We start from the raw sequence: 11,867 nt of genomic DNA, 5'->3' as shown, positions 1-11,867 counted from the left end.
ACGAATGGCGCGGCGCTCGCATCAACTGGTCGTAAAAGGCGGTAGGGTCGCTTTGGATGTCGGTTGGCGGGATTGCGACGTCGGCATCGATGACGGCCGCATTGCGGCGATCGATTCAGGCCTGCAAGGTGGGCAAACCATTGACGCCGCGGGCCTGTGGGTGATGCCTGGCGGCATCGATGCCCACTGCCATCTCGACCAGCCTGTTTGGGGCGGGGCCGGTAACGCCGACGATTTTGAATCGGGCTCCATCTCGGCCGCATTCGGCGGCACGACCTGCATCGTGCCCTTCGGCATGCCGGGTCCAAATATGACCACGGTGGATGCGCTCGAACGGGCGATGGGCTGCGCGGCCGGCCGTTCCATCATCGACTACGGCCTCCATGCGGTGGTGACGATGGGGACCGGCGCCAACGTCGAGGCACAACTTAGCCAATTGGCCGGGCAAGGCATTGCTTCGGTCAAGCTTTTCATGACCTACCAGGGCTTCGCGGTCGACGACGACCTGTTCTTCACCGTGCTCGATACGGCGAGGAAGCTCGGCTGGATCGTCATGGTTCATGCCGAGAACGATGCCGCCATTCGGCGCACGCGGCAGCGGCTGATCGAGCTTGGCCGCACCGAGATGCGCTATCACGCCGTGGCGCACAGCGAGATCATGGAGCGCGAGGCGACCCATCGGGCTCTGGCGCTGGCGGAGATGACCGGCACCCGCATGACCATCGTCCATGTGTCGTCGCGGCAGTCCGCCGAGGAAGTCGCGCGGGCGCGTCAGCGCGGCGTCGACGTCGCGGCCGAAACCTGCCCGCAATACATCTTCCTCGGTGCCGCGGACCTCGCCCGCCCAGGCAGGGACGCCGCCCGCTTCGTCTTTTCGCCGCCGCCGCGCACGCCGCATAGCCGCGAGCATCTCTGGCGGCTGCTGGCGGACGGCGGCATCGACCTCTGGTCGTCCGATCATTCGCCCTATTATTTCGCCGACAAGATCGGCAAGGCGCCGGAGCCAGGGTTCACCACGACATTGAGCGGTATTCCGGGCCTGGAAACCAGGCTGCCGCTGCTGTTTTCCGAAGGGCTGCTGACGGGGCGCCTTTCGCTGCAGCGATATCTGGATCTGACCTCGCGCAATGCCGCCGCGATCTACGGTCTCGACCACCGCAAGGGTCGCATCGCCCCCGGCCTGGACGCGGATCTCGCGCTCTGGGACCCGGCACGCAAGTGGACCATCGGCCACGAAATGCTGCACTCGCGCGTCGACTTTTCGCCTTACGAAGGCAAGGCGGTGACGGGCAAGCCGATCACCATGCTGCTGCGTGGTGAGCCGCTGATCGCGGGCGAAAAGCTGCAGGCGCAAGCTGGTTTCGGCGGCTTCGTCGCGCGCCGTCCGTCCGATCCGGCAAAGGCCGGCACGGCTGTGGAGGACACCACGCCATGGCTCGACCCCTGATTGGGCGACTTGGAATATCGGCCTGGCAGAACGTCGGACTTACAGCTTGGGTCGCAAGGTCCGAAATGTGACCGAGTAGCGGTGTTCTGCGAGCGGCGGAATGCTGTGCTCCCATTCGTTGCGCGCCGGACCGGCCATGAGATAGGCGGATCTCGGCTCGACCTCGATCGTCTGCCGGTCCCATGTCGCGCCGTTCCTGCGGCGCAGCCGGAAACTGCAGGATGCCAGCAGGGAGACGCCTGCGACGAGCTCGAAATGGGGCTTGTCGCGATGCCAGCCGATGCCCGCGCCAGGCCGGTATTCGTTGATCAGCACCTGCGAGAACTCCGACGCGGGCCGACCGGCGAAGTCGGCGACCTTGTCGCGAAGCGGCAGCAGGAAGTCGGGTATGGCCGGTGCTTCCACGACCTCGCGGCGGTCGTAGTCGTAACGCAGCCCGAAGCCGACAACCTGCCTGTTGGCTAGATGGCCGTGGAAGTCGAAGGGCTTGAACGGCAGGCCTTCGATGCAGCGCACCAACGCGCTTTCTTCGTTGCGCGTGATCAGCTCCGGCCGGTAGCGGAATCCTTCCGGCAGGCTGTTCGGGACACCGAAAAGATCTCCTTGGCGGACTTGCGCCGTGGCGCTCGATTTCGTTGACGGCATAAACCTCAGATAGGCAATTCGGCAGGTCTCGCAAGGCCCTGATCCGTCGGCAGCCGGTGCGACGGAACCCATTGACAGCTCCGGGAATTACGCATTGGCCAACGGGGCGCTCGTCATGCCTTCCACCGCCATCCGGAACATCTATTACGACCCGGCGACGAAGATCCTTTCGGTATGGTTTGTCCCGAGCGGCGACCGCTATGACTATGAGCAGGTTGAGCCAGAGACCCACGCGGCATTCAAGGCTGCTCGGTCCAAGGGCCGGTTCTTCAACGAGTTCGTGCGCGACCGATACAGCTTCCATCTGGTGGCGCAAGGACCGCAGCATTGAACCAGAGCCCCGCTCCCATGCCCTGCTCGAAACCACCCCTCCTGTCGTTGGGCAGGGCCTGTTAGCCTTATTGCTCAGCTACGGTTCGACAACTGGAGAATTGGTATCTACCGGTGTGACTTTCGATCGGTTGTGCGAGCTTGCGCAGCGCCGGTGCGCACCGCCGCGTGGCAGTCAACCCCCCCTTGCGCGGAACGTTCCTCTGCTGTCCCGGCGTGCTCTGCCTCCGACTTCCGTCGATGCTGTCACAGTCGCGTGAGCTTCCGGGCCTTCGCCTGCAAAATTCGGAACAATGCCCCCGTTGAGAGGTTAGCGCCCCATAGCCAGCCCCGATGACAGCCAGCCTGGGAGCGAGCCATGTCCCGAATTTTTGCGCCAAGCGCGACCGGCCTCAGCCGGCGAAGCTTCATGACAGCTACTGTCTCAGCCGCCGCGGCGGCGCCCTTGCTCAGCTCCCCAACGAGAGCGGCAAGACCGGCCGCGACCCGTTCCGGCTTGAGGGAAAAGGTCGCGGTGTCCTTGCGCATCAACAAGCAGCCTTACGAGCTTTCGCTGGATGCCAGGACCAGCCTGCTTGACGCCCTGCGGGACCATGTCGGCCTTACCGGCACGAAAAAAGGTTGCGACCATGGGCAGTGCGGCGCCTGCACCGTTCTGGTGGACGGAAAGCGCGTGCTCTCCTGCTTGAGCTTCGCCGTGATGAACGACGGCAAGGAGGTGACGACCGTCGAAGGGCTTGCCTCGAGCGACGGCAAGCTGCATCCGATGCAGCAGGCCTTCATCGACCACGACGCGTTCCAGTGCGGCTACTGCACGCCGGGTCAGATCATGTCGGCCATCGGCTGCGTCAACGAAGGCCACGCCAACTCCGAGGACGACATCCGCGAATATATGAGCGGCAATATCTGCCGCTGTGCGGCCTACCCGAACATCGTCGCCGCGGTCGTCCAGGCGCGCGATCAGGCGAGAGGAACCTGACGATGCGCCCCTTCATCTATGAACGGCCGACAGATGTCTCCGCCGCGGTCGCCATCGCATCCCGCTTTACCACCGAGGACGACCAGCCGACACGGGCGAACGCGCAGTTCATCGCAGGCGGCACCAATCTTGCAGACTATATGAAACTTGGGGTGGCGGCGCCCAACCGGCTGCTGGACCTCAACCGGCTCGAAGAGCCAGGGCTGAGGCAGATCAGGGTTACCGACGACGGCGTGCGCTTCGGCGCCCTGGTGCGGATGGGCGAGGCTGCCGACCATGGCGAAGTCAAACGCCGCTATCCCGTTATTGCCGAAAGTTTGCGGCTGGCGGCAAGCGGCCAGATCCGCAACATGGCGAGCCTTGCCGGCAACATGCTGCAGCGAACGCGCTGCGAATATTTCCGCGAGCCCTCCTGGGCCTGCAACAAGCGGGTGCCGGGTTCGGGCTGCGCGGCGATGGAAGGCTTCAACCGCCAGCACGCGGTGCTGGGCGCCAGCGATGCCTGCATTGCCACCTATCACGGCGACTTTGCCCAGGCTCTGATTGCGCTCGATGCCGTTATTCGAGCCGAGGGGTCTCGCGGAGCGCGCGAAATTCCCTTTGCCAGGCTGCATCGGCTGCCCCGCGACACGCCGCATATCGAGACGGATCTGGCGGCGGACGAGATCATCACCGCCATCGAGGTGCCTGCCTTACCGTGGGCCCGGCGCTCGCGCTACCTGAAGATCCGCGACCGCGAGTCTTATGCCTTTGCGCTGGCCTCGGCGGCCGTTGCGCTCGACCTCGACGGCGACAGCGTCCGCGAGGCAAGGATTGCGCTCGGCGGGCTGGCGACGGTGCCGTGGCGCGCCGGCGAGGCCGAAGCGGCCCTGCAGGGCAAGAAGCTCGACGAGGCATCGGCAGGTGCGGCGGCGGACGCTGCCTTTGCCGGTGCCGAACCGCGCCAGCACAATGCGTTCAAGATCGAGCTCGGCAAGCGGACGCTGGTGCGCGCGCTGCTCGAAACGCGAGACATGAAGGTGTGACCATGGACCCAGCCGCTCCGAAGCCCAAGGAGAACATGGGCGAACCGCTGCCGCGCGTCGATGCGCGGCTGAAAGTCACCGGGCAAGCCCACTATCCGGCAGACCTGCCGACGGCAAACCTGGCCTATGGCGCGCTGGCCACCAGCAGCATCGCCAAGGGCAGGGTGACGAAGCTTCACCTGGACGATGCCCGTGCCGTGCCCGGCCTTCTCGACATCGTCACTTATGGCGACATGGACAAGGTCGAGAAGCCGAAATTCGGCAACGCCGGCGCGACCTCGATCGGACCGCTGCATGACAGGACGATTTTCCACGACGGCCAGATCATCGCCTTGGCCGTTGCCGAGACATTCGAGGCGGCGGAGGAGGCAGCCCAGTTGATCCGCGCCGATTACGAGGAAGAGAAGCCGTCCGCGAGTTTCGATAGTCCCGGCACCAAAACCATTCCCGCCGCCGGCAAGAGTCCGCTGTTCAAGGAGGATGTGAAAGCAGGCGATTTCGACGCCGCCTATGCAGCCGCCGCGGTCAGGATCGACGCTCGGTATTCAACGCCCACCCAGCACCACAACCCGATCGAGCTGTTCTCCACGACGGCATTTTGGCAGGGCGATCAGCTCATCGTCCACGAGCCGTCCCAGAACGTCACCGGCTGGAAGGCCGAACTTGCGAGAGAATTGAAAATCGATCCGGCCAATGTGCGCATCGTCAGTCCCTTCATCGGCGGCGCCTTCGGCTCAAAAGGACCGATGACGCCGCGCACCGCCATCGTCGCAGTAGCCGCAAAACGTCTCGGGCGTCCCGTGCGCTGCGTGACGAGCCGCATGCAGGCTTTCGGCACACAGACTTACCGGGCCGAAACCCGCCACCGCATCCGGATCGGCGCCGGCGAGGACGGCCGCATCACCGCTTTCGCGCACGAAGGATGGGAGGTGACATCGCGCCCTGATCCCTATGTTGTCGGCGGCACCTCGGCGACCGGCCGCATGTACGACTACGGCTCGGTGTTGACGCGTGTGTCGCTGGTCCAGGCAGATCGCAACACGCCGGGCTACATGCGTTCGCCGCCCGAGACACCTTACGTCTACGCGCTGGAAAACGCGATGGACGAGATGGCGGTGGCGCTTGGCATGGACCCGGTCGAGTTCCGCCGCATCAATGAGCCGAAGGCGGAACCGATCGGCAAGAAGCCCTTCTCCAGCCGCTCGCTGATCCAATGCTATGAACAGGCGGCCAATGCCTTCGGCTGGGCGAAGCGGGACCCGAAGGTCGGCGCGATGCGTGACGGCGACTGGCTGATCGGCATGGGCTGCGCCACCGCCATCTACCCCACCGCGGTGGCACCATGCGCGGCGCGCGTGCGCCTGACGTCGGATGGCGATGTGCGGGTGCAATGCGGCTCGCATGAGATCGGCACCGGCGTCCGGACAGTGGCCGCCCAGATGGCCTCGGAACGTCTTGGCGTTTCGATCGACAAGGTGACCGTCGAAATGGGCGACAGCAGCCTGCCTCCGGCCCCGGTCTCAGGTGGTTCGATTTCCACCGCAAGCGTCTGCTCGGCGGTTCTGAAGGCTTGCGATGCCATCCGGGCGAAGCTCTCCGCCGGAGCCACGGCCGAAGGCGGCCCGCTTGCCGGCTCACATAACGAGGAACTGGACCTTGACGGCGGCAAGCTTGCGGCCAGGGGCGGAGCGTCCGCGAAGATCGAGGACGTCATCAAGGCGATGCAAATTGGCGCGATCGAGGAATATGCCGAGTTTGCCCCGAAAGGCGCGACGCCTGAGGCAGTGAAGAAACTCTATGCCGGTCAGTCGGAGTTCCATGGCGGCGATCAGGACGAGGACTCGGTGAAATACGCCTTCGGCGCGGAGTTCGTCGAAGTTCGCATCAACAGCTATACTCGGGAAATCCGTGTGCCGCGCATCGTCGGCGCTTTCGCGGCCGGCCGCATCATGAACACGCGCACCGCGCGCAGCCAGCTGATGGGCGGCATGATCTGGGGCATCGGCCAGGCGCTGCATGAAGCGACCGAGGTCGACAGGCGCTATGCCCGCTACGTCAACCGCGACCTGCAGGATTACCTCGTGCCGGTCAACGCCGACATCAGGGACCTGCAGGTGATCCTGGTCCCGGAGGTAGACCACGCCGTCAATCCGGCCGGCGTCAAAGGCTTGGGCGAACTCGGCAATGTCGGCACCGCCGCCGCCGTTGCCAGCGCGGTCTACCACGCGACGGGCAAGCGCATCCGCGATCTGCCGATCAGGATCGACCAGCTTATCGCTTGACGATGCGGCGAGCGGCAGCGCACCGCGATCTGCTCATCAATCCGCTGATTGCCGAGCCGCCGGTGCAATGCGAGCACCCCCACCCGCATTGCACCGGCGGATAGCTTCCGTTCACAACCCGTCGAATTTTCCCTGCCCGCTTGCCAGCGAGCGCCCCGCTTCGGTTTCGGCGAAGCAAAGGACAGAAAAGACTTCTTTTTGCGATCCGGCCCGGATGTTCTCTTGCCGACCCTAGAACACGCGAACGCTCGCCTGGGAGGCGACGCATAACGAGAGCGGCTCGAAATGTCCGCCCTTCCGCCGTTCGATCGCGCATCTGCGCCGTTTTGGCGAGGTGCAAGGTTGCGGGCGCCGGGTCCGGCAGCTATGTCGGGCCGGACATTCCCGGCGAGAAGGCAGAACCGATGAACGTCCTTTCCACGTCCAAATCGCACGGCGGCATCCAGGGCGTCTATTCGCACGCGTCGGAAGTCTGCGCTTGCGACATGACCTTTGCCGTCTTCGTGCCACCCCAGGCGAAGGACGGGCCTTTGCCGGTTTTGTGGTATCTCTCGGGGCTCACCTGCACCCATGCCAATGTCATGGACAAGGGCGAATACCGGCGCTTGGCGGCCGAGCTTGGACTCGTCGTCGTCTGCCCCGACACCAGCCCGCGCGGTCCGGACGTTCCCGATGAGAAGGACAATTGGCAGTTCGGCTGCGGCGCCGGCTTCTACGTCGATGCCACGCAAGCGCCCTACGCGAAGAACTATCGCATGTACTCCTACGTCACCGAGGAGTTGCCGGCGCTTATTGAGGCCAAATTCCCGGTCGACATTTCGCGCCAGTCGATCTTCGGCCATTCGATGGGCGGGCACGGCGCGCTGACCATCGCGCTGAAGAACCCTGAGCGCTTCCGGAGCTGCTCGGCCTTCGCGCCGATCGTGCAGCCGACGACGGCGGGCTGGTCGCGGCCGGCGCTGGAAAAATATCTGGGATCAGACGAAAAGAGCTGGCGCGCCTGTGACGCCACGCTGCTCATTGAGGACGGCCATCGTTACGGCGAACTGCTCGTCGACCAGGGCAGCGCCGACGGCTTCCTCCAGGATGGTCTTCGTCCCTGGCTGCTCGAAGAGGCGTGCAAAAAGGCAGGCATCGCGCTGACGCTGCGCATGCAGGAGGGCTACGATCATTCCTACAATTTCATCTCGACCTTCATGGACGATCATTTGAAGTGGCACGCCGCGCGGATGGCATAGGCAGCGCAAACGCCCACCAGCCCTGAACCTGAAGTTGGATGGCCGCGACGCAATCCGGCGATCAAACGCGTCTTCTCATTGCGGTGAATAGGTCTCTGGAGTAATTTAGAACTTGGTTGGATGAGACGCATGCCCGCTGTCGTTATGCATGCGGTCTGCTCTGGTCCCGGCAGATTGTGAACTCTTTAACAGACCTCGGCGCCGCAAGCTGCGTTCCTGTGGCCGACAGGTCATAGCAGTTAAGGATTTGCCATGCTGCGATGCTGCGCGTTCCTTGCAGCCCTGGTTCTCGTGAGCTTCACGGCCTTCGAAGCTCATGCGGAGCGCAGGGTCGCCTTTGTGATCGGCAATTCCGAATACCGCGACATCCCGGCTCTCAAGAACCCGGACAAGGATGCCGAGGATGTGTCGAACACATTCCGCCTGGCCGGCTTCGACGTGTTCGTCGCCAAGGATCTCACCAAGCTTCGGTTCGAGGAGCAGTTCCGAAACTATCTCGCCGCGGCGGACGGTGCCGATCTCGCCGTCGTCTACTATTCGGGCCACGGTTTTCAGATCGGCGGCGAGAATTTCCTCATCCCGGTCGATGCCTCGCTCAAGGCCGCGGCCGACATCGAGGTCCAGGCGATCAAGCTCGACGACGTGCTGGAGCAGCTGCGGGCGAAATCGAAGATCCAGGTGATCATCCTCGATGCCTGCCGCAACAATCCGTTCCCGCGCAAGGACTATTGGTTGCGGGACCAGCTGATTGCCGCGGGCGGCACCGGACTTGCGCAGGTGAAGAGCTCGCTGAACACGCTGATTGCCTTCGCCACCGAGCCGGGAGCCGTCGCCTATGACGGAGCGAGCGATCTCAGTCCCTTCTCGTCCGCCTTCTCGCGTCGGGCGCTGGCGCCCAACCAGGAGATCCGCACGGTGATGGCGGCGGTTCGCCGCGACGTGGTCAAAGCCACCGATGGCAAGCAGGTTCCTTGGGAGAATTCGTCGCTGATCGACGAGGTGGTGCTGATGCGCCGCGCCAGTCGACCGGCACTGCCGCCGGTGCTGGAAAAGGTCGTGCCGTCGGGCGTCGGACCGGTGGCGCTTGACCTGCCGGAGCCGGTCGATGTCGACGGCGGCGCGGTCACCGTCAGCATCGAAAGGCCGCCGGCGCTTGGACGCCTGACGCTGGACGGCAAGCCTGTCGCTGTCGGCCAGCCGATTGCGGGCAAGGATCTGCCGCGTCTTAAGCTGGACGTGCCGAAAGGATCCGGCGCGCAGGAAGAGGTCGACATGCTGGCCTATGCCACGCATGACAATTGGGGCGGTCAATCCCAAGGTATCCTGGTGTTTCGGGTCAAGAACGGGAACGCGGCCGAAGGGCAGCAGCTCATGGCTTCGCTCGAGGCCGAGCAGGAGCAGCAGGTGCTGGAGCGCGGCATTCACATCACCGGCGCCGCCGAGGCGATCGAGAACCGTGACGTAAGCGTCCCGGTCGGTGTCGGCCCCGTGCCGCTGAAGCTCGTTTTTCCGACCAAGGATCCCGCCGTCAGCGTGAAGCTTGCAAGCTATCCGGCAACGGGAACGCTGTCGCTGCCGGACCGGACCTTGTCTCCGGATTCAAGCCTGATGGCCGATGAAGTCGACCACTTGCGCTACGAACCCCAGATCGGCGCCGTCAAGCCGCTGAGCGTCGGCTTCGAAATAAGGGCCGACAACACGCCGTCGAAGCCGGCGACGATGAAACTGTCGCCAAGCGTCGACGCCTGTGACAGGGAGGCCGGCGAGCCTCTCGACCTGCAGGGCGTCGTCCCCGGCCTGCTGCCGAACGAAATCAGCAGCAACGCCGTGGATGTCTGCCGGGCAGCGGTGAAAGCCTATCCCGACGTCGCCCGCTTCCGCTACCAGCTCGGGCGTGCGCTGCTTGTTGCCGGCAAGGTCGACGAGGCCAAGAAGGCGATCCAGGAGGCTGCCGACATGGGGCATGTCCGGGCGGTGTTCGAGCTTGGCTATCTCAACGCCACGGGAACGGGAATGCCCGTCAATCGCAAGCAGGCCAATACCTTCTATGCCGCAGCGTCCGACAAGGGCGATCCGTATGGAATGACCTCGTGGGGTCGCGCTTTGTTCAACGGCTATGGCGTCGATCGTGATGCCACCAAGGGCCTGGACCTGCTGCTCAAAGCGGCGGCGATGGGGCACACCTATGCCATGAACGACCTCGCCGCGATTTTTACGGAAGGTCGTAACGGCGTACCTGCCGATCCGGCTCGCGCCGTGGCCTTCCTCAAAGCGGGCGTCGAACGGCAGGACATGTATTCGATGAACCTGCTCGGCCGAAATTATCTCGCCGGCACTGGGGTTGAGAAGGATCCCAAGAGCGCGCTCGAACTCTTCCAGAAATCCATGGATCTCGGCCAACCCTACGCTCCCGGCAGCTTGGCGCGTATGTACAGGGACGGTGTCGGTGTGCAGCAGGACCTTGCTGAGGCGCAACGCCTTTTCGAGGTAGCGACCGACCGCGGTGATCAGTCGGCCGCATATGATCGCGCGGCCCTGGAACTGCAGCGGGGCAACAAGGCGGACCAGCCTCTCGCCGTACGTTACCTTGCTTTCGCGGCGGCGCTCGATGTTCGCAACGAAATTCCAGATGCCAAGGCCACGCTGGCGAAGTTCGGAGCTAAAGCGAAAACGGCGGCCCTGAAACAGCTGCGTGGGGAACTCAAATCAAAGATTTCGGCGGAAGGCTCGTTGGACGTTCAACTGGTCAAGACGGCCAGAGCGGTCTGGGAGCAAGCCAATCCGCGTCGGGACTTGTTCTGATCAACAAGGAGGCAATGGTGGGCAGGGCATCGAAACTGGCAATCATCGTAACATTCCTAACTGGAGTTCTGGCTGTCGCGGGGTGCACCGCCGTGACGCCCCAGGTCGAACCGGAGCCGACGACGAAGCAAAAAGTCGTTCGGACAACGACCACGCCAAAGGTGATCAAGCAGAAGAAGGTCACCGCGAAGAAGCCGATCGAACCGGCGGAGGTAACAACTGAAGCTCCGCCTCCAGTTATTCCAGCGATGGGCGGAGGCGGTAGCGGCGGCAATAGTGGTGGTGGCGGCGGCTGGGGAGGTTGACCCCAAGGGGCGCAAGGCGGCTATACGTGATCGCCGACATTCGAGCAGGCTTGGCTAGTTTGAGCAGGCTTGGCTAGTAAGCATCGGCCGGTTGCTGCTGCGCCTCCATCTCCGCCATCTCGATGCCCATTTCGACGAAGGCTGAAAGCACGGCAAACCGGTCCGCGAGCGATACCCGCGCAAGGCCTGCCAGAATCCCCGCGCTGACGGCATGGGCGGTCGGAAATTCGGCTGTCGCCTGATCGATGCCCGAGCCGCCGTCGCGCCAGCCTGCTGCCAAAGCGATCCAGGAAACCGGCGTCGCGGGCGGCACCTCCACGGCCTGGGCCACCGCCTCGCGATGGTCGGGATTGCCGGGTTCGTCGACCCAGTCGCCGACGAGCCCCAGCAATTCGAGGTCCGTGTCGCCGAGGAGTTCGGCAAGGTTGCCCAGGCACTCATGCGCCCACCAGATCGCGGCCCGCTCGGGCAGCAGATAGGCGCAGAAGGTGATTGCCTCCTCCGGAACGCGTCCAGCGAGCAGCGCGCGGCAAAACTCGATCGAGGGTTGGTCTGTCGGGACCGCTTTCATGTCCCGGGCAATGGCCGGGCAAGCGCTGAAGAGATCCCGCGCCGTCCTGAACCGGAGCCCCCTCGCCATGGCTGCCACGCCCTTATTAGGAATAGAGATACTGAAGCCCCAGCGGAGGCGCTGGTCAAGCATTAGCTTTAGCAAATGACGGGCGCTCGCAGCGTGTGTTTGTTCACAGACAATCGGCGCGAGATTTGCTATCGTCCGCCGCAGCGAGATCCGCTCAAACAGGGAGTAACGGTC

At 64.1% G+C, this 11,867-nt stretch carries 10 protein-coding genes; 8 read left to right on the top strand and 2 right to left on the bottom strand.

Annotation, left to right across the window (positions count from 1 at the left end):
• The first annotated feature begins 4 nt into the window (after positions 1 to 4).
• Complete coding sequence (hydA, locus tag P9254_RS21755) at positions 5 to 1,447, top strand: dihydropyrimidinase (protein ID WP_278055251.1); 1,443 nt, start codon at positions 5 to 7, stop codon at positions 1,445 to 1,447.
• 39 nt (positions 1,448 to 1,486) lie between these two features.
• Here the strand turns inward: hydA and P9254_RS21750 are convergent, their stop codons facing one another.
• Positions 1,487 to 2,092, bottom strand: a complete 606-nt coding sequence (locus P9254_RS21750) for an alpha-ketoglutarate-dependent dioxygenase AlkB (protein ID WP_067327538.1) — start codon at positions 2,090 to 2,092, stop codon at positions 1,487 to 1,489.
• Positions 2,093 to 2,186: 94 nt separating this feature from the next.
• On the opposite strand from P9254_RS21750, the gene P9254_RS21745 reads away from it, so the two are divergent.
• From P9254_RS21745 to P9254_RS21715, 7 genes are all read left to right on the top strand, one after another.
• On the top strand, positions 2,187 to 2,423 hold the full coding sequence (locus P9254_RS21745; RefSeq protein ID WP_336619663.1) for a KTSC domain-containing protein: 237 nt from the start codon (positions 2,187 to 2,189) through the stop codon (positions 2,421 to 2,423).
• 357 nt (positions 2,424 to 2,780) lie between these two features.
• Positions 2,781 to 3,401 carry a (2Fe-2S)-binding protein gene (locus P9254_RS21740; RefSeq protein ID WP_278103899.1) on the top strand — a complete coding sequence of 207 codons (621 nt, stop codon included), beginning with the start codon at positions 2,781 to 2,783 and terminating at the stop codon, positions 3,399 to 3,401.
• Between the two features lie 2 nt (positions 3,402 to 3,403).
• The gene (locus P9254_RS21735) at positions 3,404 to 4,426 is read left to right on the top strand and encodes an FAD binding domain-containing protein (RefSeq protein ID WP_095801024.1); all 1,023 of its coding nucleotides are present in this window, start codon (positions 3,404 to 3,406) and stop codon (positions 4,424 to 4,426) included.
• A gap of 2 nt (positions 4,427 to 4,428) precedes the next feature.
• Positions 4,429 to 6,708 (top strand): xanthine dehydrogenase family protein molybdopterin-binding subunit, encoded by a 2,280-nt coding sequence (locus P9254_RS21730; protein ID WP_278055247.1) that lies wholly within the window; start codon positions 4,429 to 4,431, stop codon positions 6,706 to 6,708.
• A gap of 404 nt (positions 6,709 to 7,112) precedes the next feature.
• Positions 7,113 to 7,946 carry an S-formylglutathione hydrolase gene (gene fghA / locus P9254_RS21725; RefSeq protein ID WP_278055246.1) on the top strand — a complete coding sequence of 278 codons (834 nt, stop codon included), beginning with the start codon at positions 7,113 to 7,115 and terminating at the stop codon, positions 7,944 to 7,946.
• 252 nt (positions 7,947 to 8,198) lie between these two features.
• Positions 8,199 to 10,748, top strand: a complete 2,550-nt coding sequence (locus P9254_RS21720; protein WP_278055245.1) for a caspase family protein — start codon at positions 8,199 to 8,201, stop codon at positions 10,746 to 10,748.
• A gap of 14 nt (positions 10,749 to 10,762) precedes the next feature.
• On the top strand, positions 10,763 to 11,053 hold the full coding sequence (locus P9254_RS21715; protein ID WP_127323982.1) for a hypothetical protein: 291 nt from the start codon (positions 10,763 to 10,765) through the stop codon (positions 11,051 to 11,053).
• Between the two features lie 73 nt (positions 11,054 to 11,126).
• Here P9254_RS21715 and P9254_RS21710 read toward each other — a convergent pair whose 3' ends face one another.
• A complete protein-coding gene (locus tag P9254_RS21710; protein WP_278055244.1) occupies positions 11,127 to 11,756 on the bottom strand; it encodes a DUF6931 family protein in 630 nt (209 codons plus the stop codon).
• Positions 11,757 to 11,867: the final 111 nt, after the last annotated feature.

Source organism: Mesorhizobium sp. WSM4983 (assembly GCF_029625765.1).
Classification (GTDB): Bacteria; Pseudomonadota; Alphaproteobacteria; order Rhizobiales; family Rhizobiaceae; genus Mesorhizobium.
This window is presented reverse-complemented; position numbering and strand designations above follow the sequence as displayed.

Excerpts from the sequence above, each read along its gene's own strand:
- P9254_RS21740 (WP_278103899.1), top strand. The coding sequence starts at position 2,781 with ATGTCCCGAATTTTTGCGCCAAGCGCGACCGGCCTCAGCCGGCGAAGC.
- P9254_RS21750 (WP_067327538.1), bottom strand. The coding sequence starts at position 2,092 with ATGCCGTCAACGAAATCGAGCGCCACGGCGCAAGTCCGCCAAGGAGAT.
- P9254_RS21715 (WP_127323982.1), top strand. The coding sequence starts at position 10,763 with ATGGTGGGCAGGGCATCGAAACTGGCAATCATCGTAACATTCCTAACT.
- P9254_RS21735 (WP_095801024.1), top strand. The coding sequence starts at position 3,404 with ATGCGCCCCTTCATCTATGAACGGCCGACAGATGTCTCCGCCGCGGTC.
- P9254_RS21710 (WP_278055244.1), bottom strand. The coding sequence starts at position 11,756 with ATGCTTGACCAGCGCCTCCGCTGGGGCTTCAGTATCTCTATTCCTAAT.
- hydA (WP_278055251.1), top strand. The coding sequence starts at position 5 with ATGGCGCGGCGCTCGCATCAACTGGTCGTAAAAGGCGGTAGGGTCGCT.
- fghA (WP_278055246.1), top strand. The coding sequence starts at position 7,113 with ATGAACGTCCTTTCCACGTCCAAATCGCACGGCGGCATCCAGGGCGTC.
- P9254_RS21730 (WP_278055247.1), top strand. The coding sequence starts at position 4,429 with ATGGACCCAGCCGCTCCGAAGCCCAAGGAGAACATGGGCGAACCGCTG.
- P9254_RS21720 (WP_278055245.1), top strand. The coding sequence starts at position 8,199 with ATGCTGCGATGCTGCGCGTTCCTTGCAGCCCTGGTTCTCGTGAGCTTC.